Below are 24,471 nucleotides of genomic sequence, written 5' to 3'. Positions count from 1 at the left end.
CCGGGGCATTGGGTGTGCCGACCCACGGTCGGCGCCCACCGTTACCTCGGCAGCAGCGGCAGCAGCAGCGCGTGCGCGTCCACCAGCGAGCCGACGATGCGGTGGCCCAGTGCGCGCAGCTCTTCATCCGGATGCACCAGGTCCGGCACCTGAATCACGGTCATGCCGGCAGCCAGCGCTGCACGCGTGCCGGCCGGTGAGTCTTCCAGCGCCAGGCAGCGCTCGGGCACCTGGCCCAGCCGCTGCGCGGCCAGCAGGTAGATATCCGGCGCCGGCTTCGGCCGCGCCACATCACCACTGGTGATCACGGCATCGAAATACGGCAGCAGGCCGGCAGCGGCCAGCTTGCGGTTGGCCCGCGGCTGCCGCGTGGTGGTTGCCACCGCGCGCGGTACCGCGTGCGCTTTCAGCAGCTCCAGCAGCTCCAGAATGCCCGGACGCAGCGGCAGGCCGGTCTGTGTGCGTGCTTCGTACAGCTCATGGCAGCGTGCGGCCACCGCTTCGATCACGCTGTCCTCGATACCCTGCGCACGCAGCAGCGCGTGCGTGTCACGGTCACCGAGGCCGACCATGCGCAGGAACACGGTCTCGTCCAGGCCCAGCCCGAATTCGTCGGCCGCCTCGCTCCAGCAGGCCAGCGAGACCCGCTCGCTGTCGATCATCAGGCCGTCCATGTCAAAGATGACGGCGTCGGGCAGGAACGGCAGCGCAGCGATGGTGGTCATGGAGCGAACAGCGTATCCAGGTCGGTGGAGGTGAGCTGCCGCCATTGCCCCTCGTCCAGTCCCTGCAGGTCCAGCCCGCCGACGCGGCTGCGGTGCAGGGCCTGCACGTGGTTGCCGGTGGCGGCGAACATGCGGCGTACCTGATGGTAGCGGCCTTCATGCAGTACCAGGCGTGCGCGACGCGCATCCAGCACTTCCAGTTCAGCCGGCAGCAGGGGGGTCTTCTCGGACTCCAGCATCAGCGTACCGCTGGCGAACAACGCCACTTCGTCGCCGCGCAGGTCGTCGCTCAGTTCCACCTCGTAGACCTTGGGCAGCTTCGACTTCGGCGAGATGATCCGGTGCAGCAGGCCACCATCGTCGGTCAGCAGCAGCAGGCCGCTGGTCTCGCGGTCGAGGCGGCCCACGGTGGACAGCACCGGATCGCGGTCACGGAAGCGCGGCGGCAGCAGGTCGTAGATCAGGCGGCCGGTGTCCTTGGTCGAACAGGTGTAGCCGGCCGGCTTGTGCAGCGCGATCGACAGCCCCGCCGGCGGGTCCAGCGGCTCGCCGTCGACCCGGATCGCCTCGTGCGGCACCTGGTCGTCGGCATACAGCACCTCGCCGTCGGCGTCGGTGACGCGTCCTTCGCGGAACATCCACTGCACCTGCTTGCGGCTGCCATAGCCCAGGTTGGCGATAAGCTTGACCAGCTTCACTTGCCCTTCCCCTTCACTGCTTCAACCAGCTTGAAGCCATCACGCTCGGCGATCACGCGCACCGCGCCAAAGCTTTCGTTGAGCGTGTACTCGTACGGCAGGTGGCGGTTGGCCACCACGTACAGGCGTCCGCCCGGGCGCAGCGCCTGCGCGGCCACGGCGATGAAGCGCTGGCCGATGTCCGGGCGATCGGCGCGCGAGGGCGTGTGGAACGGCGGGTTGCTGATGATGACGTCGTAGCCCGGCTCGATGCCGGCGGTGACGTCCTGCCACAGAAAGCGCAGCGGCAGCGCGCGCGGCGGCGGCGCCAGGTTCAGTTCGGCCAGGGCCAGCGCACGCTGCTCGGCTTCGTACAGATCCAGCGCGGTGATCTTCGGGCAGCGTTCCAGCAGCTCGCGCGACAGGTAGCCATAGCCCGCGCCGAGGTCGGCGGCACGCCCGGCCAGGTCGGCCGGCAGGTGCTCGGCCAACAGCGCCGACGCCGGGTCGATGCGATCCCAGGCGAACACGCCCGGGCGGCTGAGGAAACGGCCGCCGACGATCGGCCGCACCGCATCCAGTGCCGACCAGCGCTTGGCCAGGTCGGCGTCAATCTGACCCTGCATCGGGGCGGTCCAGTACACGCGGCAGTGGTTCTTGGTCAGGCTGCCGCCGAGGCCGGTCAGTTGCTTGAGGTCGCCCTCGCCCGAACGTGCACCTTCGTTGTTGGACTGGCAGGCGACGATGCGGCCGCCGTCGGCGACCAGCGCCAGCGCGCGCGCGAACAGGGCACGGGCCTCCTCGCGCTGGCGCGGCGGCAGCACCAGCACCAGCGGGTAGCGGCCCTTGCCGGCCACATCATCCAGCTGGCCGCTGACGGTCCAGCCGGCGGCCTGCTGCAGCGGCTGCGCGAACGGGGCAAAGCTCTGCTCGCAATGCACTTCGCGGTTGCCGGCCACTTCGCGCAGCGGCCAGCCGTCGCGGGCACGCAGGAAGGCCACCGGGCCCTCCGGCCAGCGCAGGGCGCCTTGGGAGAACGGCAGGAACAGGGTCTGCAGGGGGGCGTCGTCGCTGGAGGCCATCGGCGCGGGTACTTCAAGCGTGAGGGCCGTCCATTGTACCGGCTTGGCCGGGCCGGCCCCGGCGGCCGCTTTGCGAAACCCGAACGGGGCCTTGATCTGCCAGCAACATTGAAACGTTCAGGGTAGAGGCTCCCCCGGAAACCCAGGAGAACCTGCATGCGAGCCTTGTTCGTCGGTGGCGTGGTCGACAACAGTGAAATGGACCTGGAAGGCAGCCATCCGCCCGTGCATTACCCCGAGGACACCGGCGGTGGCCACTCGCGCTACCGGCTGCACCAGGTCGGCCATGGTGCCGACGGAAGCGTGGCCTATGCGGTGTACGGCGCACCGGACCTGGCCGACGACGAGGTGGCGAGGGTGGCGGAAGAACGCGCCTATGCGCGCCGGTTCGAGGCGACGCCTACCTTGTTCGAGCACTGAGCGCAGCAGCCACGCATGGCGTGGCTCTACTGCAACCTCTGGAAAATCCACGCTGTGCGTGGACGGCATGAGGCCTGGCCGATGACGAGGTCACGCACATCCATGCGTGGCCCTTTCCAGTAGATCCACGCCATGCGTGGATGGGGTTGGCAGGTTGCCGTCAGACCCTGGGCGGCAACCTGCGGATGCTGGCGATCTCGTCCAACCACACATGGTGCTGCTGCACCGGCGTGTCGTAGTCATCCAGACGCAGCTGGCCGTTGCTGCCTTCGTCGCCGGCCTCGTTGCGGTATTGCTGCACCGTCGGTTTCACGGCGACGGTGCCGAGCAGTCGGCGACCATCCTGCAGGGTCAGTTCCACCTGCGTTTCGCCTTCCAGCTGCGGCAGCAGGGCTTCCAGGCGCGCGATCTGCGCCGGATCGGTATGGATGCGGGGAGCTGTACGGGACATCGGCGACCTCCTGCGTGCAGGGTCGCCGATCGGCCGTGAATGCTCAGTGCAGCGCGCTGTCCGCGCGTGGCACCTGCACTTTGCGTACCGCAGCCACCAGCTGTGCCACCGAGTACGGCTTGGCCACGTGTTCCTGGAAGCCCGACGCCAACGCTCGGCGCCGGTCATCGGCACGTGCCAGCGCGGTCACGGCAACCGCCGGCAGGGTCATCGCATCCACGCCCATGTCCTCGCGCAGCGTGCGCACCAGGCCATAGCCATCCATGCCCGGCATGCCGATGTCGGTCAGCATCACGTGGTACTGCAGGTGCCCGGTATCGGCCAGCAGCGCCAGCGCTTCACCGGCCGAGCTGGCTGCCGACACGCTTGCGCCCTGCTCTTCCAGCATGCGCCGCAGGTACTCCAGCACTTCCGGCTGGTCTTCCACCGCCAGCACGTGCATGCCACGCAGCGGATACGGCTCGACGATCACCGGCTCCAGGATCGGTCCGCTGATCACTTCGCGCAGCGGCCGCCGTTCGGCATCGGGAATGTGCTGCGGCAGGCGCACGGTGAAGGTGGCGCCGTGGCCATGGCCCTCGCTGGCGGCGGCGACGGTACCGCCATGCAGTTCGACCAGCTGCTGCACGATGGCCAGGCCCAGGCCGAGGCCGCCATGGCGTCGGGTGGTGGTGCCATCGGCCTGGCGGAAGCGGCTGAACAGATGATTGAGGAATTCGGGCGCGATGCCGTCGCCGGTGTCGCGCACGGTGATCACCCAGTGGTTGCCGTCGGCCTGCAGCTGCAGATCGATGCGGCCTTCGGCCGGGGTGAACTTGATCGCATTCGACAGCAGGTTCCACAACACCTGCTGCAGGCGGGTGGCATCGCCCAGCACCAGGCTGGGCTGCTCCGGCAGCTGCAGGCTCACGTCCAGCGCCTTGCCTTCGGCGACCAGCTCCTGCGCGCCGATGGCTTCGCCCAGCAGGTCGCGCAGGTCCAGTATCTCCACCTCCAGCTGCACCTTGCCCAGCAGCATGCTGCTGAGGTCGAGCATGTCCGAGATCAGCCGCTTCTGCGCACCGGCGCTGTTGGCGATCACGTTCAGGCCCTTGTACAGCGGGCTGGTGTTGTCCACGCGCTGCAGCAGCAGTTCGCTCCAACCGAGGATGGTGGTCAGTGGCGTACGCAGTTCATGCGACAGCGTGGCCAGGAACTCGTCCTTCAGCCGCGCCATGTTCTCCGCGGCGCTGCGCGCGGCACGCTCGGACTGCAGCAGCTCCTCGCGGGCCAGTTCGATCTCGCGGCGTTCGGTCACGTCCGGGCTGCTGCCGGCCAGGCCGATGAAGCGGCCCATCCGCGAGAAGCGCGGACGCGCGTTCATCTCCAACCAACGCCAGTCGCCATCGGCGCGTCGGGCCCGCACCAGCGCATGCATCGACCGCTGCGCCTTCAGCGCTTCCTGCAGTTCGTACTCGAACACCGACGCATCGTCCGGGTGCACCAGGCCACGCCAGACATCTTCCGGCACGCGCGTCTCGTCGCCGCCGAAGAACTCACTGAAAGCGCTGTTGACGAAACGGGCATGGCCGCGCTCGTCGAGCACCCACACCGGCATCGGCAGACCGTCGGCCAGCGCACTGAAGCGGGCTTCGCTTTCGCCCAGCTCCACTTCCATCTGCTTGCGCGCGGTGATGTCGAAGAACAGGATGCCGACCTTGTCCTCACCCGGGCGGCCCACGCGCACCGCATCCACCGCGAACGAGCGGCCCAGCGCACGCGCTTCCATCTCGAACTGTGCCGGCCGGCCACTGCGGGCAACTTCGCCGTAGATGCGGAACCAGTCTTCCTCGTGGCCCGGTTCCAGCGCCGTCATGCGCTGGCCACGCGCATCCTTCAGGCCGGTGTGGCGCTCGAAGGCGTCGTTGACCTCGATGAAACGATAGTCGACCGCACGATCGCCCTCGAACAGCACCTGGATCACGCAGAAACCGGCGTTGATGCGCTCAAGCACGCCATGATGCAGGTCGGGTTCGGGCGCCGGCACCATCATCGGTGGGCGCTCCACGAGGGGCGGCAGTGTGGACAAGGGCGTCAGTGCAGGCCGGGTTGGAGGCACAGCATCTTCCAAAGCGCGTATTCACAGCGTCAAGCGCCGTCAGTCATGGTTGACGACGATGAATTGGCGGCAACCACTCTTGCGCATGACGCAATCTGCCATTGCGGCGCCCCGGCCGCAGGATCACACTCGATCTGTGATCAACATCGTCCCCATCGCGGGGACGCAGGAGACCGTCATGAAACGCTCACTCGCGATTGCCCTGCTGGCAGGCGCCCTGGTGGCGGGCGGCGCCGCCGCTGCACCGCGCACCGTGACCGATGCGGACGCGCCACGTGCGTTGCAGGCCGATGGCCCGGTCAGCGTGAAATGGGAGGACCCGGCCAAATTCACCGAGATCCGCCAGAGCACCAACCGCTTCGAGGCCGAGCGTGGCGACTGGGTACAGCAGCTGGCACGCTACCTGCAGACCACCGCCGCCAAGCCGCTGCAGCCTGGGCAGACCCTCGATGTGACCCTGGTCGACATCAAGCGCGCCGGTGACTACGAGCCGTGGCATGGCCCGCGTGGCCGCGACATCCGGATCATGCGTGACATCTACCCGCCGCGGATCAGCCTGCAGTACACGTTGAAGGACGCCAGCGGCCGTATCGTCAGCGAGGGCGATGCGCGCCTCAGCGATACCGGCTACCTGCACAACCTGGGGCTGAAGAGCGACAGTGATCCGCTGCGCTACGAGAAGCGCCTGATCGATGACTGGGTGAAGCGGCAGCTGGCCAGCCAGGCCACCGCCGCACGATGATCCCGGGCGGCGCGACCCACCGGTAGGTGTCGACCTTGGTCGACACGCATTCAAAGCGCTGACCAAGGTCGGCCGCTACCAGAGCCGCGCCCGGCGGCCACTGCGCGTTAGACCCATCGGTAGGTGTCGACCTTGGTCGACACGCAATCACGGCGCCGACCAAGGTCGGCCGCTACCAGAGCCGTGCGCGCCGACCGGTCCCTACCGGTAGGTGTCGACCTTGGTCGACACGCATTCAGAGCGCCGACCAAGGTCGGCCGCTACCAGAGCCGCGCCCGGCGGCCACTGCGCGTTAGACCCATCGGTAGGTGTCGACCTTGGTCGACACGCATTCACAGCGCCGACCAAGGTCGGCCGCTACCAGAGCCGTGCCCGGCGGCCACTGCGCGTTAGACCCACCGGTAGGTGTCGACCTTGGTCGACACGCATTCACAGCGCCGACCAAGGTCGGCCGCTACCAGAGCCGTGCACGGCCAGCGTTCGGTCAATCCTGATAGACCTTCGCCACGCGCTTGACCGCGCACGGCAGCTGGTACGCGCTCACGCCGCAGCGCGGCGCCAGTTCCGAAAGCGTCGGCGCAGAACCCCACAGTTCCACCACGCTGCCGATGCCGGCCTGCGCGTGCGCGGTCAGGTCCACGGTCAGCATGTCCATCGACACGCGCCCGATCAGGGCACCGGGCTGACCATCGATCAGCACCGGGGTGCCATTCGGAGCGAACTGCGGATAACCGTCGGCATAGCCGAGCGCGACCACACCCACGCGGGTGCGCGCCTTGGCCACGAAGCGTGCGCCATAGCCCACCGGCTCACCGGCCTCGATCCAGCGTTCGGCGATCACCTTCGACTGCATCGTCATCACCGGGCGCAGGCGCTCGGTCAGCGCGGTGTTGTCCGGCAGCGGATTGGCGCCGTACAGCATCAGGCCCGGGCGCACCCAGTCGCTGCGTACATCCGGCCAGCCCAGCAGCGCCGGCGAGTTGCACACACTGGTCTCGCCTTCCAACCCGTCAGTGGCGCGGGCGAAGGTCGCGGCCTGCTCGTGGGTGCGCTCGCTGTCCAGCTCGTCGGCGCGTGCCAGGTGGGTCATCAGCACGATGCGTTCGACCTGCGGCAGCGCCGACAGGCGTGCATGCGCCGCGCGGAAGCTGTCCACGTCCAGGCCGAGGCGATGCATGCCGCTGTCCAGCTTCAGCCACACCGTCAACGGACGCGGGCTGTCGAAGGCAGCGACGGCTTCCAGTTGCCACGGCGAGCCGACGGCGAACCAGAAATCATGCTCGGCCACCAGCGCCATGTCGCTGGGCTCGAAGATGCCTTCCAGCAGCAGGATCGGCGCACGGATGCCGGCCTGGCGCAGTTCCAGCGCCTCTTCGATGGTGGCCACGCCGAAACCATCGGCCTCGCCTTCCAGTGCCTGCGCACAGCGCACTGCGCCGTGGCCATAGGCATCGGCCTTGATGATCGCCAGGGCCTTGCCACCGCCCAGTCCACGGGCGAACCGGTAGTTGCTGCGCAGGGCGCCCAGATCGATCAGCGCGCGGGCAGGACGCATGTGCGGTTCTCTTGTTGCGGCGCGTGACCGTACTGGCCGTAGCGGAAAATATCCAGGCCTTCAGTGCTGATCTGCGGCTGGCGCGCGCTCATCAGGTCGGCCAGATAGCGGCCCGAGCCGCAGGCCATGGTCCAGCCCAGCGTGCCGTGGCCGGTGTTGAGGTACAGGTTGCGGAATGGCGTGGCGCCGATCACTGGCGTACCGTCCGGCGTGGCCGGGCGCAGGCCGGTCCAGAACTGCGCGCGCGACAGGTCGCCGCCCTTCGGGTAGAGATCGCTGACCACCAGCTCCAGGGTCTCGCGACGGCGCTGCGACAGCGACAGGTCGAAGCCGGCCACTTCGGCCATGCCACCGACGCGGATGCGGTCGTCGAAGCGGGTCACCGCCACCTTGTAGCTCTCATCGAGGATGGTCGAGGTCGGCGCCATCGCCGGGTCGGTGATCGGCAAGGTCAGCGAGTAACCCTTCAGCGGATACACCGGCAGGCGCATGCCCAACGATGCGACCAGCGCCGGCGAATAGCTGCCGAGCGCGACCACGAAGCGGTCGGCGGTTTCCAGCTTGCCGTCGATGCGTACGCCGGTGATGCGGTCGCCATCGAACTCCAGGCCGGTGATGTCCTGGTCGAAGCGGAACTCGACACCGGCATCCACGCACATCTGCGCCAGGCGGCGGGTGAACAGCTGGCAGTCGCCGGTCTGGTCACGCGGCAGGCGCAGCGCGCCGACCAGGCCATCGACATGGGCCAGGGCCGGTTCGGCCTGGATGATGCCGGCGCGGTCCAGTACCTCGTACGGCACGCCGTACTGGGCCAGGATCTCGATGTCCTGCGCCGAGGCATCCAGCTGCTGCTGGGTGCGGAACAGCTGGGTGGTGCCCAGGTCGCGGCCTTCGAACTCGATGCCGATCTGCGCGCGCAGCTCGTTCAGGCAGTCGCGGCTGTACTCGGACATGCGCACCATGCGCGCCTTGTTGATCGCGTAGCGCTCGTGGGTGCAGTTGCGCAGCATCTGCCACAGCCAGCGGTACTGGGCCAGGTCCATGCCCGGCTTGATCGCCAGCGGCGCATGCTTCTCGAACAGCCAACCGATGGCCTTCTTCGGCACGCCCGGGGCGGCCCATGGCGAGGTGTAGCCGAACGACAGCTGGCCGGCATTGGCGAAGCTGGTTTCCAGCGCCGGGCCGGGTTGGCGGTCGATGACCGTGACTTCAAACCCGGCCTGTCGCAGGTACCAGGCACTGGTGGTGCCGATCACGCCGCTGCCGAGAACTAGGACTCGCATGGGACTTCTCCAACCCGATCATTCCCTGCACTGGAGCGTGCCGGGACCATAATTGGGGAAGTATAGACAGCCATTCCCAGTTGATTTGCCTGATTTGCAATCAACCGGCAGGATGTTCTCCTGCAATTCATTCCCCAAGGTTGACGGCCATGGCCACCCGTACCCGCGAACTGGACAAGATCGACCGCAAGATCCTGCGCATCCTGCAGGCCGAGGGCCGTATCTCCTTCACCGAACTGGGCGAGCGGGTCGGCCTGTCCACCACCCCATGCACCGAGCGCGTGCGCCGGCTCGAGCGCGAAGGGGTGATCACCGGCTACCACGCCCACCTCGACCCGGCGGCGGTGAAGGCCAGCCTGCTGGTGTTCGTGGAGATCAGCCTGGCTTACAAGTCCGGTGACATCTTCGAGGAGTTCCGGCGCGCGGCCCTGAAGCTGCCCAACGTGCTGGAATGCCACCTGGTATCGGGCGACTTCGATTACCTGTTGAAGGCGCGGATCAGCGAGATGGCCTCCTACCGCAAGCTGCTCGGCAGCACCTTGCTGACGCTGCCGCATGTACGTGAGTCGAAGAGCTACATCGTGATGGAAGAAGTGAAGGAAACGCTGAGCCTGCCGATTCCGGATTGAGTCCGGAACGGTAGTGGGGCCAGATCCCGTGCAGCGGGCTCTGACCCCCGGGTCCGTCAGCGCTGCTGCGGATGCTTCTGCGAGCGCTGTTCCTGCTGCTTGCCACCCTTGTGCGGCTGCTGCGGCTCCATCTGTTGCTGTTGCTGCTGTTGTTGCTGCGGGTTGCGGCCCTGCGGTTCCTTGCCGGGATGACGGTTCTGCTGGTTTTTCATGATCGCGATCCAGTGGACGAAGAACATGCGGCGGCGCAATGCCGGCGCACGGTCACGTTGGTCCCGGAAGGGTTAATCGCAGGCGAAAAAGCAGTGATCTGCAGCGGGTTGTTTTCGTGCGTTCAGGCCGGACAGCGTGCGGTAGCCGCCAACCTCGTTTGGCACCCGAGATCAGCGCTTGATCTGCTGGCCATCGCCGGCCGGCACGCTGTCGTAATAGCGGCCGGTACGCGAATCGAACACGCGGTTCGGACCGGCCGGGCGTACCCCGGGGACGATACGGCCATTGCGGTCGTACACCTTGTCGGCCGGCTTCGGCGCCGGGGTGGGCGCGATCTGGGCGGGACCGGTGGACCTGATCGGCTGCGCCGGCTGCGGCGACGGCAGGACCTGCGGCTGCGGGCGAGCGGCCTGCGGCGGCGGCATCACCGGCTGCGGTGCCACGGTGGTGGCACTGCGGGTGGCGGTCGGGCTCGACGACGTCGGTACCTGGGCCTGCGCGACCAGGGGCAACAGGGCCATCAACAGCAGGGAAAGGGTCGGTTTCATGTCACGCTCCGGCGTGGATCACATTTACCTTGCGCCTGCACCCGTGTGCCGGCCATGAACGGCCATCACACTTGCAAGCGCGCGCCGGCACCCCCACGTTTTCCGCCATCCCCAGGCCATCAACCCCACGGAGCGCCGCCATGACTGCCTTCGACCTGACGCCCCCCACCGCCACCCAGACCGAGGCGCTGATCGCCGGCCTCAGCAGTGAAGAGCGCCGCGTGCTGCTGCAGCACGGTACCGAGGCGCCGTTCTGCGGCGTGTTCCTCGACAACAAGCGCGAGGGCGTCTACTGCTGCCGGCTGTGCGCACTGCCGCTGTTCCGCTCCAGCACCAAGTTCGATTCCGGCACCGGTTGGCCGAGCTTCTTCGCCCCGTTCGACCCGGCACACGTGCGCGAAATCCGCGATACCAGCCACGGTATGGTCCGCACCGAGATCACCTGCGCGCGCTGTGGCAGCCATCTGGGCCACGTATTCCCGGACGGCCCGCCGCCCACCTACGAGCGCCACTGCCTGAACTCCGTCTCACTTTCGTTCACCGGCAATGGCGAGCCCTGGCCCGACCCGTTGCAGCGTGGCGGCGCCGAAAGCGGCGTGGCGGGCTGAAACACCCCGCTGACCGATTTCACAGAATTCCCTCTTCAGAAAACCGGGCGACGGGCCGACAAGGAGATATCCCCTCTCCTTGCGTCGCCCCATGCTCATCATCGTTGGATTCCTGGTCGTCATCGTCAGCGTGATCGGGGGCTATCTCGGTGCCCACGGCCGCCTGGGTGCCCTCTGGCAGCCCTACGAGCTGGTCATCATCGGTGGCGCCGCGCTCGGCGCCTTCCTGGTCGGCACCCCGGCCAAGACGGTCAAGCAGACCCTGCAGGCCATGGTCGGCGTGTTCAAGGGCCCGCGCTACAAGCAGCAGGACTACATCGATGTCCTCAGCCTGCTCTATGAACTGCTCAACAAGGCCCGCCGCGAAGGCTTCATGGCGCTGGAAGACCACGTCGAGCGCCCGGCCGAAAGCGCGCTGTTCGGCAACTACCCCAAGGTGCAGGCCGACCACCACCTGATCGACTTCATCACCGACTGCCTGCGCCTGATGATCGGCAGCAACATCGAGCCACACGAGCTGGAGCCGCTGCTGGAACTGGAGCTGGAAAAGCACCACGCCGAGGCCATGGCGCCGTCGCAGGTGCTGACCAAGGTCGCCGACGGACTGCCCGGTTTCGGCATCGTCGCGGCGGTGCTCGGCATCGTCATCACCATGGGTTCGATCGGCGGGGATATCGTCGAGGTCGGCGGCCATGTGGCCGGCGCGCTGGTCGGCACCTTCCTGGGCATCCTGCTGGGCTACGGTTTCGTCGGCCCGATGGCGGCCGCGATGGAAGCGCGCGCCGAGCAGGACAGCCGCATCTACGAATCGGTGAAGACCGCGCTGCTGGCCTGCCTGCGTGGCTACAACCCGAAGATCGCGCTGGAATTCGCCCGCAAGACGCTGCCGTCGAACGTGCGCCCGGCCTTCTCGGATTTCGAGCAGCACCTGAAGACGGTCAAGTAAGCCATGGCCGAGACCAAGCCCACCGTCATCGTCCGCCGGGTCAAGAAGGCCGGCCACGCCGCCCATCATGGCGGTTCGTGGAAGGTGGCCTATGCCGACTTCGTGACCGCGATGATGGCGTTCTTTCTGGTGCTGTGGCTGATGGCCACCACCAACAAGAACGACCGTGCGGCCATTTCCGAGTACTTCCGCAACCCCAGCCCGCTGAGCGGGCAGAACGCCACGCCGGCGCCCGGCATGGCCGGCCCGGGTGGCGCCAGCACCTCGATGATCAAGCTCGGTGGTGCCACCGACATCTCGCGGGGCAGCAGCAACGATCCCTTCCAGAACCAGAAGGAAGCGGTGCCGCAGCCGGTGGACCAGCAGCAGCGCGACAAGCAGCAGCTGGAAGCGCTGATGAAGGAACTGCAGGAAGCGATCAGCAAGAGCCAGGCACTGGAGCCGTTCAAGGACCAGCTGCTGCTGGATCTGACCCCGGAAGGCCTGCGCATCCAGATCGTGGACAAGCAGAACCGGCCGATGTTCGACCTCGGCAGCGCCACGCTGAAGCCGTACACGCAGCAGATCCTGCACGAGCTGGCCAATTACCTGAACCACGTGCCGAACCGGATCAGCCTGACCGGCCACACCGACATTACCGCCTATTCGGCCGCGCGCGGCTACGGCAACTGGGAACTGAGCGCCGATCGTGCCAACGCCGCACGGCGCGCACTGGTGGACGGCGGCCTGGAGGACAGCAAGATCACCCGCGTGGTCGGCCTGTCTTCGTCGGTGCTGTTCGACAAGGCCGACCCGCAGAACCCGATCAACCGACGCATCAGCATCGTGGTGATGACCCAGGCCGCCGAAGCGGCCGCCCTGGCCGGTGCCGGCCCGCAGGTGGGGCTGTCGGCCCCCGCCGCCGACCCGGACGTGCAGGCCGCGCAGGGGCCGGCAAAGTAAACGGTGGGTGCGGACCTTGGTCCGCACATCCGGGAAAAGCGTTCGGACCAAGGTCCGCACCTACCAGGGGCATGACCCGGCGCACCCGCTACAATGGCGGTCTTTCCGTTTCCAGGTGACTCCACCCCATGTCCCAGAACTCCAAGGCCAAGCGCGACAAGCGCAAGAAGCAGCAGGCCAAGCGCCCGTTCCTCCGCCTGAACGCGCAGCAGCAGGTGCAGAACCATGCCGTGCTGACCAACGAAGACGGCCAGGTGGTCGCGGCCATCGGCCTGCAGGGCCGTGAGTGGCTGCTGGCCATCGGCGGCCAGACCATGGGCAACGCCGAGAACCCGGTGCCGATGCTGGCCATGCTCAAGCACCTGGCCAACGTGCAGGAGAAGGAAGGCCGCAAGGTCAACCTGGAGTACTCCGAACTGCTGCAGAAGCTGCTGGACACCCTGGCCGCCGAATCCGAGCAGACCGCTGACGAGTACCTGGACAAGCTGGTCGCCGAGTTCGAAGGCGTCGACGCTGCTGAGGGCGAGGAAGGCGAAGCCGCCGAGGGCGACGTGGCCGAAGAAGCCGCTGCCGAGGCCGCTCCGGCCGCTGACAGCGACAGCAAGCCGCAGGCCTGAACCGGCCGCGGCGGTGACGGTCTACGTCGATGACGCGGTGCATCCCTGGCGCGGACAGCGCTGGGCGCACCTGATGGCCGACACCCTGGCCGAGCTGCACGCGATGGCGGCGCAGCTCGGCATTCCCCCGCGGGCCTTCCAGAACAAGGCCAGCGGCGCCCACTACGACGTCACCGCCGAACTGCGTACACAGGCGATCGCGCTCGGCGCGCAGGCGATCTCAAGGCACACCGACCGCGAGCTGGTCAAAGCGGTGATCGCCAACGCCAGGGCGCAGTACCGGCCGTAGGCAGGCCTTGCTGGCTACCGCTTGCTGTGGTGGGTGGGGCTACCGCTTGCTGTGGTAGGTGCGGACCTTGGTCCGCACATCAGGCATAAGGCAAGCCGACCAAGGTTGGCATCCACCCACGGGCGGGCTCCGCACCCACCTACCCGCCTCAGAACGGGTCGCTGCCCAGCCGGATTTCCACGTTCAGCAGCGAGCACAGCGCCAGCATCGCGTCGTCGTCGCGGGTCAGCGCCATCACGCCGGTGAAGCCGTCGCTACCGGCATCCACGCTCCACAGCGTGTAGTTGTGCTCGCGCAGGCGGTCGAAGGCGGTGGACATCAGCTGCACGCCGTCCAGGTCTTCGGCGAAGTCCTCGTCGTCCAGGTCGCCGCCCCAGTCCAGCTGCAGGTTGAAGCGCGCCGACAGCTCGTTCACCGCCGACTGCAGCGATTCCAGGTCATCTCGTTCCACCTCGAAACCGGACTGCCAGGCAATGGCCGTGAACAGCGCCGGCAGCCAGTCGCTGTCCGCTTCCAGCGGCTGCCCGTCCTCGGCCAGGTGCTCGCGCCAGCGGTTGAACTGCTGCAGGGCCAGTTCCTCGTCACCCGGGTTGATCAGCACCAGCAGGTTCCAGACCCGCGCCTCGAATCCGTCTTCGTCGAAGTCGTGGATGTCTTCCTCGAAGTCGAAATAGTCGCTGTTGTCGGGCATGGCGGAACTTCCTCTGGGGCAGGCCGGCATTCTACGGTTTATCCTGTGCCGCTGAAGCCGGCCTTGGTGGCCGTCACTGTGAATGAAGCGATGAGCGATACCCCTCCCGACCACCTGGCGATCAACCCGGCCAGCCCCTTCCATGATGCGCAGGCGCTGGAGCGCGGCGTTGGCGTGCGTTTCAACGACGTCGAGCGCGACAACGTTGAGGAATACTCGGTCAGCGAAGGCTGGATCCGCGTGCAGGCCGGCAAGGCCCGCGACCGCCGCGGCAACCCGATGACCATCAAGGTCAAGGGCAAGGTCGAGGCGTATTTCCTGGACCAGAAGCCGGAATAACCCGCGCCGTGGGATCGGTAGAGTCGAGCTTGCTCGACTGCTTTGCGAAAGAGCAGTCGAGCAAGCTCGACTCTACGTTTCGGGGCAGGGTCACTCGCGCTTGCGCGATTCCAGCAGGTCCAGGTTGCGGATCAGGCGCCGCGAGATCTCATCGGAGATCACCCCGCGCCGGGTCAGCCGGAACAGTTCCTCGCGCTCGGCATTCAGGCCGGCGCTGCGCAGCTGGCGGTAGCCCATTTCCATGCGCCGTACCTTCTCCGGGTCCACGTCGGGCCCATCACTGTCGCGCTCCAGGTGCCGCTGGTAGAGCAGGCTGACCCGCGAGGCGGCGTCGTTGTACAGCTGCACGTTCTCGGTGTTCTGGTTCATCACCAGCTGCTGGCGCATGCGCTCGACCCCGGCCAGCGCGGCCTTCGACGACAGCCGGCGTGCCAGGTCCTCTTCCTTGCGCTCGCCCGAGTCAGCCGGCAGCTGCAGGCCCTTCAGCAGCTGTGGCAGCGCGATGCTGGCGCCCAGCAGCGAGAACAGGATCACCGACGCGGCCAGGAAGATCACCAGGTCACGCGCCGGGAACGCACTCCCGTCGGGCAGGAACAGCGGCAGGGTCAACACACCGGCCAGGGTGATCGCACCGCGCACGCCGGCCACCGAGGTCGCCACCACGATGCGCCAGTTCGGCGCCTCGCCCCGCTCCAGGCCGCGACGGCGCGCGCGCAGCAGGTTCCAGCGCAGCGACAGCCACACCCACAGCAGGCGCAGCACGACCAGTGCCAGATTGATCACCACCACATACACCAGCAGCCACCACGCACTCTGGTGGCCGGTCTCGTTCATGGTGGTGGTGGCGCGTTCGACAATGCCCGGCAGCTGCTCGCCCAGCAGCACGAACATGATGCCGTTGAAGCTGAACTGCAGCATGTTCCAGACCCCGGCGCGCTGCACGCGCATGCTGCCGGAGACGCGGCCGGTCAGCTCGACATAGCTCATCGCGATACCGGCGGCGACCGCGGCGAGGATGCCCGAGGCATGGATCTCTTCGGCCAGCAGGTAGGCCGCGAATGGAATCAGCAGGTTGACCAGCATCGCCGCGCCCGGCTCTTCGCCGAAGCGACGCCACAGCCAGCGCTGGAAGGTGGACACACCCAGCGTCACCGCCACGCCCACGGCGAGGCCGGCCACCGCCACCCACACGAAGGTCAGCGAGGCGGTGGCCAGCGAGAAGGTGCCGGTCATCACCGCTGCCACCGCGAAGCGGAAGCAGACCAGGCCCGAGGCATCGTTCAGCAGCGACTCGCCCTCAAGGATGTGCATCAGGCGCTTGGGAATCGGCGCCTTGGAGGCGATCGCCCCGACCGCCACCGGGTCGGTCGGCGACACGATGGCCGCCAGCGCGAAGCACACCGCCAGCGGCATCACTGGAATCAGCCAGTGGATGAGGAAGCCGGCGCCGATGACGGTGAACACCACCAGGCCGAACGCCAGCTCGAGGATCGCGCCCTTGTCGCGGAACAGACCCTGCTTGGGAATGCGCCAGCCATCGAGGAACAGCAGCGGTGGCAGGAACAGCAGGAAGAACACCTCCGGCTCCAGCGCGTGGCCGCGGTTGAACACGCCGGCGATGACCGCACCCAGGCCGATCTGCACCAGCGGCAGCGGCAACGAGAACGGCAGGACACGAACCAGGTAGCCGCTGGCGACAACGGCCACCAGCATCGCCAGGACGACTTCAATGGTATGCATGCTTCTTCCAGGAAGCGGCGCGCGGGGAGGCTCGCAAGCCAGCGCCGGAAACCCGGAAAAAACTACCACATGCGGCCATGACCGCGACGGCCGGGGCCGCCGCGCGTCAGCCCCGGCTCATGCCCCGTCGAAGCGGTACAGATCCATGGCGAGGAAGCCGGCATCGATACCAGCGTCGATGCGGCGTGCACCGAAGCCGCCCTCGCCGGCCGCGCCCATCGCGAAGAACAACGGCAGCAGGTGCTCGTCGGTCGGGTGCGCACGTTCGGCGAACGGCGCCTGCCGGCGGTAATCGAGCAAGGCCTGGCGGTCGTCGGCGGCCAGGCGCTGCTCCACCCACTCGATGAAGGGCCGCACGTACGGCGCTTCCTTGCCGTCCTGGTAGTCGCCCCAGTCGTGCAGGTTGTGGGTGATGCTGCCCGAGCCGACCAGCAGCACGCCCTGCTCGCGCAGCGGCGCCAGCGCGCGGCCGAGCGCGAACTGGTGCTCGGGGCCGAGCAGCGGCTGGATCGACACCGGCACCACCGGGATGTCGGCCTGCGGGCGCAGCAGCCGCAGCGGCACCCAGGCACCGTGGTCGAGGCCACGCTGCGGGTCGAGTGCCACCGGCAGGCCGGCGGCGGCGATGCGGCCGGCCACCTCTTCGGCCAGCGCCGGATCGCCCGGCGCCGGGTACTGCAGTTCGAACAGCGCGCGCGGGAAGCCGCCGAAGTCATGGATGGTCGGCGGCTGCGGATGCGCGCCGACCAGCGGCTGCCGGCCCAGCCAGTGCGCCGAGGCCATCACGATGGCGCGCGGTGTCGGCAGGTCGCGCGCCAGCTCGGCCAGGCGCACGCCAACCTGGCCCGGATGCAGGGCGGTCATCGGCGAACCATGCGAGATGTACAGCGAAGGCAGGCGGGACATGGAATTCTCCAGTTGCAGGGTCAGGCGGCGATCAGCGCGAACGCAGGGTCCACTTGCCATCGCCGACCAGGAACAGCACTACCAGCGCCAGTGCCCAGAACGCCGGGTATTCCCAGCCGCCGCCGGCATTGGCGAAACCGAAGCCGTTGGCGCCGTGCACGGTGACGATGGTGCCCAGCAGCAGCGGCACACCAACCAGGCCCACCCAGCGTGCGTAGATGCCCAGCAGGAGCGCGACGGTGATCACCAGCTCGACGCCGATGGTGAGGTAGCCGAGCACGCCGGGCAGGCCCAGCGACTCGAAGAACGCCGCCGTGCCGGCCGGGGTGAATACCAGCAGCTTGATCAGCGCATGGACCAGGAACAGCACGCCCAGGGCCAGGCGCAGCAGGGTGGCGCCGTACGGGGCCAGCGGCGAAACAGGAGCGGTCGTGGTGTGCATGGGGAAACACCTTGAAGGGAGTGGGCACAGGTTATTGCGCCTTCGTGGACCAATAAATACGATGGATTGACCGTATTTATTTCAAAAGGCGCAACAATGGACACCCTCGAGGCGATGCGCGTGTTCGTGGCGGTGGTCGAGCGCAACGGCTTCAGTGCCGCCGCCCAGGCCCTGGATATGTCTACTGCCGGCGTCACCCGCCAGGTCGCCGCGCTGGAAAAGCGCCTGTCCACCCGCCTGCTCCACCGCACCACGCGCCGGGTCAGCCCGACCAGTGCCGGTGCCGCCTACTACGCCCAGTGCGTGCGCCTGCTGGCCGAGTTCGACGCGCTGGAGGCCAGCATCGGCGCGCAGGCGCTGGAGCCCTCCGGCACGCTGCGCATCAACGCACCGGTCAGTTGGGGCATCGCCCGCCTCGGCCCGCTGCTGGCCAGCTACCGCGAACGCTTCCCGCAGGTGGAACTGGACCTGGCCCTGTCCGACCGGCTGGTGGACATGGTCGAGGAAGGCTACGACGTCGCCATTCGCATCACCCGCGAGCCGGGGCCGACGTTGATCGCGCGACGTCTGGGCGAATCGCGGGTGAGCCTGTGCGCCGCGCCGGCCTACCTGTCCGCACGCGGTACGCCACAGACGCCGCAGGAGCTGCAGGCCCACGCCTGCCTGAGCTACAGCTACTGGGCCGCCGGCGACCATTGGCCGCTGCAGGGGCCGGGCGGCGAAGTGAAGGTGGCGGTGAGCAGCCTGCTGCACGCCAACAACGGCGACGTGCTGCGCGAAGCAGCAATCGCCGGCATGGGCGTGATCCTGCAGCCCGATTTCCTGCTGGAAGACGCGCTGGCCGATGGCCGCCTGGTGCGCATCCTGCCCGAATGGGAGGCCTCGCCGATCGGCATCTTCGCGGTCTATACCAGCCGCAGCCATCTGGCACCGAAGGTGCGCAGTTTCATCGACCATCTGGTGGAGGCCGGGGTGTAGCCGAATCTGGCGCTTGCCGGTAGTGCCGGCCGCTGGCCGGCAATCAGACACATCCCGGTCCTGGGCGAATGCCGGCCAGCGGCCGGCACTACCACTTAGGCGGCAACCTCATCCAGCGCCTCGATGATCCGTTCCAGCGGCGCCGGCCGCCCGAGCAGGTAACCCTGCACCTGGTCGCAGCCGTGCGCAGCCAGCCAGTCCAGCTGCCCCGGCGTTTCCACGCCCTCGGCGATGATGGTCAGGCCCATGCTGTGGCCCAGCGACAGCAGCGCGCGGCAGATCGAGGCATTGCGCGGATTGGTTTCCACGTCGGCGACGAAGCTGCGGTCGATCTTCAGGATGTCCAGCGGCAGGTGCTGCAGGTAGGACATGCTGGAATAACCGGTACCGAAATCATCCAGCGACACACTGATGCCCTGCTCGTGCAGGCGCTGCATGGTCTGCATCGCCTGCGCCGGCTTGCGCATCAGGCTGCTCTCGGTCAGCTCCACGTGCAGCGCGCCGCGGGCCAGGCCGAACTCCTGCTGCGCGCGGGTGAACTCGGCCACCAGATCGCTGTTGAAGAACTGCACCGCCGATACATTGACCGCGATCGGCAGCTCGCCCCAACCTGCCTCGACCAGCCGGCGCTGCGCCTTCGCCGCCGCACGGATCACCCAGCGCCCCAGTGCCAGGATCAGCCCGGTGTCCTCACACAGCTGGATGAACTCGTTGGGCGGGATGAAGCTGCCATCGGCCTGCGGCCAGCGCAGCAGGGCCTCCAGCGCGGCCGGGCTGCCATCGCTGGCGTGCCGGATCGGCTGGAAATACAGCTGGAACTCGTTGTCGATGGCGGCGTGGATGCGTCCGGCCAGGCGCAGGCGGTCGGCCAACCGCGTGGTCACCGCCGCGTCGAACCAGACCACCACATTGCCTTCGGCGCGCGCGGCATGCGCGGCCTGTGCGGCCATGCCGATCACCTGCTCGGCGCTGTGGCCGTCGCCGGCAATGTGCACGGCCACGCCGATGCGCGGCTCGAACTGGTGCAGCGAATCCTTGCCGCGCATCGGCGCCGACACGATCTGCAGCAGGTCGTCCAGCACGCGCTGGGTATCGTGCTCGGCACCGATGGCGAACACGAAGTCCTCCGCCGGCTGGAATGCCAGCGTGCCGCAGCGCGCGCCCAGGCCACCGAGCCGGGTCGCCATCGACTGCAGCACCGCATCGCCGATCTCGCGGCCCAGCGTGTCGGCCACCAGCTGCAGTCCTCGCAACTGCACGAAGGCGATGGTGTAGCCCTCCTGCTGCTCGTCCAGCTGTTCGGTCAACGCACGCACGTTGAGCAGGCCGGTGGCCGGGTTGTGCCGCGCCTGGTAGGCCAGGTCGCGCTCGTAAGCCAGCCGCTCGCTCACATCCTCGGCCAGCACCAGGCAGGCGGGCTGGCCATCGAAATCGAGCCTGGACAGGTGTGCGCGCACTTCGAACACACTGCCGTCCTTGCGCCGGTGCAGGCGCACGGTGGCATCCTGCAGCTCGCCGACACGGGCCTTGGCGATCGCACCCTTCACCTCGTCCCAGCCTTCGCGCGGGCGGATGTCGAGGATGCTCATCGCCAGGAATTCCTCGCGGCTGTAGCCGTACTGGCGCACGGCGGCATCGTTGACCTCGATGAAGCGCAGCGTATCCGGATCGAACACCCAGAACGGTGCTGGATTGCGGTCGAACAACAGGCGGAAGCGGCGTTCCACTTCGCTCATCTGCTCGCGGGCCTGGTAGCGTTCGCTCAGGTCGGTCAGCGCACCGATCATGCGGCGCTCGCTGTCGGCCACCTCCACCCGCTGCCCGCGTGCGCCCACCCAGCGCACTGCGCCTCCGGGCAGTACCAGGCGGAACACCTGGTCGAGCACCGCGCCACCGGCGAAGGCCTGGTCGAAGGCCTGCTGCAGGCGCGCTGCATCATCACGATGCACGCGCGCGAAGAAATCGGCCACCGGCAGCGCATCGGTCTGCACGCCGAAGATCTCACGCGCCAGCGGTGACCAGCGCAACAGTGCGGCATCCTCGTCCACGTACCAGGTGCAGACGCGCCCGACCTGGTGGGCCAGGCGCAGTTCGGCATGCCCTGTCTTCAGTTCCTCCGCCATCGACTGCTGGCGGCGGGTGCTGCGGCGCACCGCGTACAGCAGGACCAGCAGCACCCCGACGTAGGCCAGCACGATCGCTACTGACGCCTGCAGGTAGGGCCACCATGGCGCCAGCACGTCCTCATCGGCCAACCCGACCTGCACCGCCAGCGGGCTGCGCTCCAGCGTGCTGATGGTGATGATGCGCTGCACACCATCGACCGCGCCCGGCAGGCTGCCCAGCTCGACCACGGCCTGCTTGCCGAGCAGGTCGCGATGCGGGAGATCGTAGCGTCGGCCGACCGTACCGTGCGGGTCCGGTACGCGGGCCAGCATGTAGCCTTCCGCATCGCTGATCGAGACCAGCCCGTTCGGGCCAACATCGAGGCCGCCGATGATGCGCTGCAGTTCGCCGCAGCGCAGCCGCGCCAGCAACCAGCGGTCACCGGCCATCGGCAGCGCCAGCGGCACCACCCAGCCACCGTCGCTGGCGCGCAGCGGCGGGCCGATGTACAGCGAACTGCCCAGGCCGCGGCGCTGCGGGTCGGTCCACAGCGGCAGGTTCAGGTCACCTTTGCCGGCCGTCAGGGCGCGGCCATAGCTGTCCAGCACCACGATGCTGTGCAGCTCGGCATGCCGGCGCAGCACGCCGCCGATGGAGGCATCAAGCAGCGCCGGCGCCTGCGCGGGCACGCTGCGGAACACTTCAACGGCATCGGCGGCGATGCCGGACATCGCCCGCTCCAGGTTGCGCAGCTCCAGCGCCAGCAGGCGCTCGCTGCCCACCGCCAGGGCACGGCTCTGGCGCTGTGCGGCCTCCAGCCGGCGGTGATGGTCGTTGGCCAGCATGGTGGTCAACCCGGCCACCAGCAGAATGCCCAGCAACACCCCGCCCCAGGTAATGGCGCGCAGCGGCCGGGCCAACGCCCGTTTCAGCGCGGGCATCGGTTGGTCTTCCTTGTGCAGTCGGCTGGCTTCATGCGCGAACGAATCCTCCACATCCCCGACCTCAACGGCCGGCGGACGCCATTCTTGACGCCTGACCCGCCCCCGCATGGCCACCTCCCCGTGTCCGCGCAGGGCTCCTGAGGCCAGCATGCACCACACCGGTGACGGCGTGAAGATCGCTTCCGCGCGTTCAGCCAGATCCCGCACAGGGCGGGCGGCACTACGGGAGGGCCAGCCGGGGCGGAGCGGATTAGACTTGGGGTTTTCCGCTGCAAGAGAAGTCCATGTCCAAGCTGCGCCGTCCCACCCTGGCACTGGCCATCGTTGCCAGCCTGTCCCTGGCCGCCTGCGACCGCCCGGCCGATCCGGCTGCCGGCACCGCCGCGCCGGCCGATGCCGCACCCGCAGCCGCCAAGCCGATGCTGGGCAGCTTCGGCTTCGATGCCAGCGGCATGGACCGCAGCATCAACGCCGGCGATGATTTCTTCGGCTTCGCCAACGGCACCTGGGTGAAGAACACCGAGATCCCGGCCGACCGCTCGCGCTTCGGCAGCTTCAACGTCATCGCCGAGAAGACCCTGGCCGACACCCGCGCCATTCTCGAAGGCGCCGCCGGCAACACCCAGGCCAGCGGTGATGACAAGCTGATCGGCGACTACTACGCCGCCTACATGGACGAAGCCGGCATCGAGCAGCACGGCATCGCGCCGGTGCAGCCGCAGCTGAAGGCCATCGATGCGATCGCCGACAAGGCCGGGCTGGCCCGTGCCCTCGGCGGCGACGTGCGTGCCGATGTCGACCTGCTCAATGCGACCAACTTCTACACCGACCGCCTGTTCGGCCTGTGGGTGTCGGTGGACCTGCTGCAGCCGGACCGCAACGCACCCTACCTGGTGCAGGGCGGCCTGGGCATGCCCGACCGTGACTTCTACCTGGGCGCCGGCCGCATGGCCGAGCTGCGCAAGCAGTACCAGGCCTACATCGCACAGATGCTGCAGCTGGCCGGTGTCGCCGATCCGGCGGGCAAGGCGCAGCGCATCCTCGCGCTGGAGACGAAGATCGCGCAGGCGCACGCCACTCAGGAAGAAACCAATGATGTGACCAAGGGCGCCAATCCCTGGACCCAGGCCGACTTCAATGCCAAGGCGCCGGGCATGGATTGGAACGCCTTCCTCGACGCGGCCGCGCTGGGCAAGCAGCAGGACTTCATCGTCTGGCAGCCCAAGGCCGTGGCCGGCCTGTCCAAGCTGGTCGCCACCGAGCCGCTGGATGTCTGGAAGGATTACCTGGCCTTCCACGCGCTGGACCGCGCCGCTGCCTACCTGCCGAAGAAATTCGCCGATGCTCGCTTCGCTTTCCACGGCACCACGCTGAGCGGCACGCCGCAGCAGAGCGACCGCTGGAAGCGTGCAGTGGACGACGCCAACCATGCCATCGGCGAAGCGATCGGCAAGCGTTACGTCGAGAAGCACTTCGACGCCAAGACCAAGGAACGCGCGGACGAGATGGCGAAGAACATCATCGCCGCCTTCGCCAAGCGCATCGACGCGCTCGCGTGGATGTCGCCGCAGACCAAGGCCAGCGCCAAGGCCAAGGTGGCCGGCCTGACCGTGGGCATGGGTTACCCGGAAAAGTGGCGTGATTACACCGGCCTGGAGATCCGCCGTGATGACGCGCTGGGCAATGCGCAGCGCGCCGAACTGTTCGAGTACCAGCGCAACATCGCCAAGCTGGGCAAGGCGGTCGACCATAGCGAGTGGGCGATGCTGCCGCAGACCATCAACGCGATGAACGTGCCGCTGGAGAACCGCCTGGTGTTCCCGGCCGCGATCCTGCAGCCGCCGTTCTTCGACGGTGCTGCCGACGACGCGGTGAACTACGGCGCCATCGGCGCAGTGATCGGCCACGAGATCAGCCACGGCTTCGACAACGCCGGTGCGCTGTTCGACGAGACCGGCAAGCTGCACAACTGGTGGACCGCTGAAGACCTGAAGCAGTTCAACGCCGCTGGTGATGCGCTGGCCGCACAGTTCAGCAGCTACGAGCCGTTCCCGGGCGTGCATGTGAACGGCAAGCTGACCCTGGGCGAGAACATCGCCGACGTGGCTGGCCTGGGTACCGCCTACGATGCCTACCAGCTGTCGCTGCAGGGCAAGCCGGGCCAGACCCTGGAAGGCTTCACCCCCGACCAGCGCTTCTTCCTCGGCTTCGCCCAGGCGTGGCGCAGCAAGAGCCGCGAGCAGGCGCTGCGCAACTCGCTGCTGACCGATGTGCATGCACCGGGCCAGTTCCGCGCACTCACCGTGCGCAACATCGACGCCTGGTACCCGGCGTTCGAAGTGAAGGAAGGCCAGAAGCTGTACCTGGCCCCGGACAAGCGGGTCAAGGTGTGGTGATGTAACCGGAACGGGCGCCGCAAGGCGCCCGTTTCATTTCCCGGTAGCTGCCAACCTGGGTTGGCACATGCCCCGCTCTGGTGGGTGCCGACCTTGGTCGGCAA

25 protein-coding genes are annotated in these 24,471 nt (G+C 67.8%); 11 read left to right on the top strand and 14 right to left on the bottom strand.

Annotation, left to right across the window (positions count from 1 at the left end; all coding sequences use genetic code 11):
- Window positions 1-41 precede the first annotated feature (41 nt).
- From ACZK5G_RS02420 to ACZK5G_RS02410, 3 genes are read right to left on the bottom strand one after another with little or no spacing between them, the layout of a single operon-like run.
- The gene (locus ACZK5G_RS02420; protein WP_049398344.1) at window positions 42-725 is read right to left on the bottom strand and encodes an HAD family hydrolase; all 684 of its coding nucleotides are present in this window, start codon (window positions 723-725) and stop codon (window positions 42-44) included.
- Complete coding sequence (locus ACZK5G_RS02415; RefSeq protein ID WP_478465209.1) at window positions 722-1,423, bottom strand: pseudouridine synthase; 702 nt, start codon at window positions 1,421-1,423, stop codon at window positions 722-724. Before ACZK5G_RS02415 ends, ACZK5G_RS02420 begins: the two co-directional genes overlap by 4 nt.
- Entirely contained in the window at window positions 1,420-2,484 is a 1,065-nt protein-coding gene (locus tag ACZK5G_RS02410; protein WP_478465207.1) for a class I SAM-dependent methyltransferase, read from the bottom strand. Before ACZK5G_RS02410 ends, ACZK5G_RS02415 begins: the two co-directional genes overlap by 4 nt.
- A 156-nt stretch (window positions 2,485-2,640) precedes the next feature.
- On the opposite strand from ACZK5G_RS02410, the gene ACZK5G_RS02405 reads away from it, so the two are divergent.
- Window positions 2,641-2,904 (top strand): hypothetical protein, encoded by a 264-nt coding sequence (locus tag ACZK5G_RS02405; RefSeq protein WP_005407925.1) that lies wholly within the window; start codon window positions 2,641-2,643, stop codon window positions 2,902-2,904.
- A gap of 160 nt (window positions 2,905-3,064) precedes the next feature.
- On the opposite strand, the gene ACZK5G_RS02400 is transcribed toward ACZK5G_RS02405, so the two are convergent.
- A complete protein-coding gene (locus ACZK5G_RS02400) occupies window positions 3,065-3,355 on the bottom strand; it encodes a DUF3247 family protein (RefSeq protein ID WP_032128738.1) in 291 nt (96 codons plus the stop codon).
- A 43-nt stretch (window positions 3,356-3,398) separates the two neighbouring features.
- Window positions 3,399-5,387 carry a hybrid sensor histidine kinase/response regulator gene (locus tag ACZK5G_RS02395; RefSeq protein WP_032128739.1) on the bottom strand — a complete coding sequence of 663 codons (1,989 nt, stop codon included), beginning with the start codon at window positions 5,385-5,387 and terminating at the stop codon, window positions 3,399-3,401.
- Between the two features lie 244 nt (window positions 5,388-5,631).
- Between ACZK5G_RS02395 and ACZK5G_RS02390 the strand changes: the two genes are divergently transcribed.
- The gene (locus ACZK5G_RS02390) at window positions 5,632-6,195 is read left to right on the top strand and encodes a DUF3016 domain-containing protein (protein ID WP_032128740.1); all 564 of its coding nucleotides are present in this window, start codon (window positions 5,632-5,634) and stop codon (window positions 6,193-6,195) included.
- A gap of 484 nt (window positions 6,196-6,679) precedes the next feature.
- On the opposite strand, the gene alr is transcribed toward ACZK5G_RS02390, so the two are convergent.
- Window positions 6,680-7,750 carry an alanine racemase gene (gene alr / locus ACZK5G_RS02385; RefSeq protein WP_478465205.1) on the bottom strand — a complete coding sequence of 357 codons (1,071 nt, stop codon included), beginning with the start codon at window positions 7,748-7,750 and terminating at the stop codon, window positions 6,680-6,682.
- A complete protein-coding gene (locus tag ACZK5G_RS02380) occupies window positions 7,729-9,033 on the bottom strand; it encodes a D-amino acid dehydrogenase (RefSeq protein WP_032128742.1) in 1,305 nt (434 codons plus the stop codon). The genes alr and ACZK5G_RS02380 overlap by 22 nt, the downstream gene beginning before the upstream one ends.
- Window positions 9,034-9,182: 149 nt before the next feature.
- Here ACZK5G_RS02380 and ACZK5G_RS02375 point away from each other — a divergent pair, with 149 nt between their 5' ends.
- The gene (locus tag ACZK5G_RS02375) at window positions 9,183-9,662 is read left to right on the top strand and encodes a winged helix-turn-helix transcriptional regulator (protein ID WP_005407919.1); all 480 of its coding nucleotides are present in this window, start codon (window positions 9,183-9,185) and stop codon (window positions 9,660-9,662) included.
- 56 nt (window positions 9,663-9,718) lie between these two features.
- On the opposite strand, the gene ACZK5G_RS02370 is transcribed toward ACZK5G_RS02375, so the two are convergent.
- Complete coding sequence (locus ACZK5G_RS02370) at window positions 9,719-9,901, bottom strand: lana protein (protein WP_478465203.1); 183 nt, start codon at window positions 9,899-9,901, stop codon at window positions 9,719-9,721.
- A 144-nt stretch (window positions 9,902-10,045) separates the two neighbouring features.
- Window positions 10,046-10,423 (bottom strand): hypothetical protein, encoded by a 378-nt coding sequence (locus tag ACZK5G_RS02365; protein ID WP_049398340.1) that lies wholly within the window; start codon window positions 10,421-10,423, stop codon window positions 10,046-10,048.
- Between the two features lie 140 nt (window positions 10,424-10,563).
- On the opposite strand from ACZK5G_RS02365, the gene msrB reads away from it, so the two are divergent.
- The 5 genes from msrB to ACZK5G_RS02340 all read left to right on the top strand — a co-directional run bounded on the left by msrB (window position 10,564) and on the right by ACZK5G_RS02340 (window position 13,825).
- Window positions 10,564-11,031, top strand: a complete 468-nt coding sequence (msrB, locus tag ACZK5G_RS02360; RefSeq protein WP_005415117.1) for a peptide-methionine (R)-S-oxide reductase MsrB — start codon at window positions 10,564-10,566, stop codon at window positions 11,029-11,031.
- A 91-nt stretch (window positions 11,032-11,122) separates the two neighbouring features.
- Complete coding sequence (motA, locus tag ACZK5G_RS02355; RefSeq protein WP_032128746.1) at window positions 11,123-11,977, top strand: flagellar motor stator protein MotA; 855 nt, start codon at window positions 11,123-11,125, stop codon at window positions 11,975-11,977.
- Between the two features lie 3 nt (window positions 11,978-11,980).
- Window positions 11,981-12,919: a flagellar motor protein MotB gene (motB, locus tag ACZK5G_RS02350; protein ID WP_049398339.1), complete on the top strand. Its 939-nt coding sequence runs from the start codon at window positions 11,981-11,983 to the stop codon at window positions 12,917-12,919.
- Between the two features lie 128 nt (window positions 12,920-13,047).
- On the top strand, window positions 13,048-13,536 hold the full coding sequence (locus ACZK5G_RS02345) for a hypothetical protein (RefSeq protein WP_005407913.1): 489 nt from the start codon (window positions 13,048-13,050) through the stop codon (window positions 13,534-13,536).
- A gap of 13 nt (window positions 13,537-13,549) precedes the next feature.
- Window positions 13,550-13,825 (top strand): DUF4031 domain-containing protein, encoded by a 276-nt coding sequence (locus ACZK5G_RS02340; protein WP_478465202.1) that lies wholly within the window; start codon window positions 13,550-13,552, stop codon window positions 13,823-13,825.
- Between the two features lie 148 nt (window positions 13,826-13,973).
- Here ACZK5G_RS02340 and ACZK5G_RS02335 read toward each other — a convergent pair whose 3' ends face one another.
- Window positions 13,974-14,516: a DUF6630 family protein gene (locus ACZK5G_RS02335; RefSeq protein WP_005407911.1), complete on the bottom strand. Its 543-nt coding sequence runs from the start codon at window positions 14,514-14,516 to the stop codon at window positions 13,974-13,976.
- A gap of 90 nt (window positions 14,517-14,606) precedes the next feature.
- Here ACZK5G_RS02335 and ACZK5G_RS02330 point away from each other — a divergent pair, with 90 nt between their 5' ends.
- Window positions 14,607-14,855, top strand: a complete 249-nt coding sequence (locus ACZK5G_RS02330; protein WP_032128750.1) for a DUF3297 family protein — start codon at window positions 14,607-14,609, stop codon at window positions 14,853-14,855.
- A 90-nt stretch (window positions 14,856-14,945) separates the two neighbouring features.
- Here the strand turns inward: ACZK5G_RS02330 and ACZK5G_RS02325 are convergent, their stop codons facing one another.
- From ACZK5G_RS02325 to ACZK5G_RS02315, 3 genes are all read right to left on the bottom strand, one after another.
- A complete protein-coding gene (locus ACZK5G_RS02325; RefSeq protein WP_005407909.1) occupies window positions 14,946-16,595 on the bottom strand; it encodes a Na+/H+ antiporter in 1,650 nt (549 codons plus the stop codon).
- A 117-nt stretch (window positions 16,596-16,712) separates the two neighbouring features.
- A complete protein-coding gene (locus ACZK5G_RS02320) occupies window positions 16,713-17,501 on the bottom strand; it encodes a dioxygenase family protein (RefSeq protein WP_049443501.1) in 789 nt (262 codons plus the stop codon).
- A gap of 31 nt (window positions 17,502-17,532) precedes the next feature.
- Window positions 17,533-17,943, bottom strand: coding sequence for a DoxX family protein (locus tag ACZK5G_RS02315; RefSeq protein WP_049424804.1), 411 nt, complete (start codon window positions 17,941-17,943; stop codon window positions 17,533-17,535).
- A 96-nt stretch (window positions 17,944-18,039) separates the two neighbouring features.
- Here ACZK5G_RS02315 and ACZK5G_RS02310 point away from each other — a divergent pair, with 96 nt between their 5' ends.
- Window positions 18,040-18,921, top strand: coding sequence for a LysR family transcriptional regulator (locus ACZK5G_RS02310; RefSeq protein ID WP_121504790.1), 882 nt, complete (start codon window positions 18,040-18,042; stop codon window positions 18,919-18,921).
- Window positions 18,922-19,016: 95 nt separating this feature from the next.
- Here ACZK5G_RS02310 and ACZK5G_RS02305 read toward each other — a convergent pair whose 3' ends face one another.
- On the bottom strand, window positions 19,017-22,079 hold the full coding sequence (locus tag ACZK5G_RS02305) for a bifunctional diguanylate cyclase/phosphodiesterase (RefSeq protein WP_049398333.1): 3,063 nt from the start codon (window positions 22,077-22,079) through the stop codon (window positions 19,017-19,019).
- A gap of 176 nt (window positions 22,080-22,255) precedes the next feature.
- Between ACZK5G_RS02305 and ACZK5G_RS02300 the strand changes: the two genes are divergently transcribed.
- Window positions 22,256-24,367, top strand: a complete 2,112-nt coding sequence (locus tag ACZK5G_RS02300) for a M13-type metalloendopeptidase (protein ID WP_197616121.1) — start codon at window positions 22,256-22,258, stop codon at window positions 24,365-24,367.
- The last annotated feature ends 104 nt before the right edge of the window (window positions 24,368-24,471 follow it).

The organism is Stenotrophomonas sp. 62841_Sma (assembly GCF_056482945.1).
This window is presented reverse-complemented; position numbering and strand designations above follow the sequence as displayed.

Coding starts and splice junctions, on each gene's coding strand:
- ACZK5G_RS02420 (WP_049398344.1), bottom strand. CDS start 725: ATGACCACCATCGCTGCGCTGCCGTTCCTGCCCGACGCCGTCATCTTT.
- ACZK5G_RS02410 (WP_478465207.1), bottom strand. CDS start 2,484: ATGGCCTCCAGCGACGACGCCCCCCTGCAGACCCTGTTCCTGCCGTTC.
- ACZK5G_RS02405 (WP_005407925.1), top strand. CDS start 2,641: ATGCGAGCCTTGTTCGTCGGTGGCGTGGTCGACAACAGTGAAATGGAC.
- ACZK5G_RS02400 (WP_032128738.1), bottom strand. CDS start 3,355: ATGTCCCGTACAGCTCCCCGCATCCATACCGATCCGGCGCAGATCGCG.
- ACZK5G_RS02395 (WP_032128739.1), bottom strand. CDS start 5,387: ATGATGGTGCCGGCGCCCGAACCCGACCTGCATCATGGCGTGCTTGAG.
- ACZK5G_RS02390 (WP_032128740.1), top strand. CDS start 5,632: ATGAAACGCTCACTCGCGATTGCCCTGCTGGCAGGCGCCCTGGTGGCG.
- alr (WP_478465205.1), bottom strand. CDS start 7,750: ATGCGTCCTGCCCGCGCGCTGATCGATCTGGGCGCCCTGCGCAGCAAC.
- ACZK5G_RS02380 (WP_032128742.1), bottom strand. CDS start 9,033: ATGCGAGTCCTAGTTCTCGGCAGCGGCGTGATCGGCACCACCAGTGCC.
- ACZK5G_RS02375 (WP_005407919.1), top strand. CDS start 9,183: ATGGCCACCCGTACCCGCGAACTGGACAAGATCGACCGCAAGATCCTG.
- ACZK5G_RS02370 (WP_478465203.1), bottom strand. CDS start 9,901: ATGTTCTTCGTCCACTGGATCGCGATCATGAAAAACCAGCAGAACCGT.
- ACZK5G_RS02365 (WP_049398340.1), bottom strand. CDS start 10,423: ATGAAACCGACCCTTTCCCTGCTGTTGATGGCCCTGTTGCCCCTGGTC.
- msrB (WP_005415117.1), top strand. CDS start 10,564: ATGACTGCCTTCGACCTGACGCCCCCCACCGCCACCCAGACCGAGGCG.
- motA (WP_032128746.1), top strand. CDS start 11,123: ATGCTCATCATCGTTGGATTCCTGGTCGTCATCGTCAGCGTGATCGGG.
- motB (WP_049398339.1), top strand. CDS start 11,981: ATGGCCGAGACCAAGCCCACCGTCATCGTCCGCCGGGTCAAGAAGGCC.
- ACZK5G_RS02345 (WP_005407913.1), top strand. CDS start 13,048: ATGTCCCAGAACTCCAAGGCCAAGCGCGACAAGCGCAAGAAGCAGCAG.
- ACZK5G_RS02335 (WP_005407911.1), bottom strand. CDS start 14,516: ATGCCCGACAACAGCGACTATTTCGACTTCGAGGAAGACATCCACGAC.
- ACZK5G_RS02330 (WP_032128750.1), top strand. CDS start 14,607: ATGAGCGATACCCCTCCCGACCACCTGGCGATCAACCCGGCCAGCCCC.
- ACZK5G_RS02325 (WP_005407909.1), bottom strand. CDS start 16,595: ATGCATACCATTGAAGTCGTCCTGGCGATGCTGGTGGCCGTTGTCGCC.
- ACZK5G_RS02320 (WP_049443501.1), bottom strand. CDS start 17,501: ATGTCCCGCCTGCCTTCGCTGTACATCTCGCATGGTTCGCCGATGACC.
- ACZK5G_RS02315 (WP_049424804.1), bottom strand. CDS start 17,943: ATGCACACCACGACCGCTCCTGTTTCGCCGCTGGCCCCGTACGGCGCC.
- ACZK5G_RS02310 (WP_121504790.1), top strand. CDS start 18,040: ATGGACACCCTCGAGGCGATGCGCGTGTTCGTGGCGGTGGTCGAGCGC.
- ACZK5G_RS02305 (WP_049398333.1), bottom strand. CDS start 22,079: ATGCGGGGGCGGGTCAGGCGTCAAGAATGGCGTCCGCCGGCCGTTGAG.
- ACZK5G_RS02300 (WP_197616121.1), top strand. CDS start 22,256: ATGTCCAAGCTGCGCCGTCCCACCCTGGCACTGGCCATCGTTGCCAGC.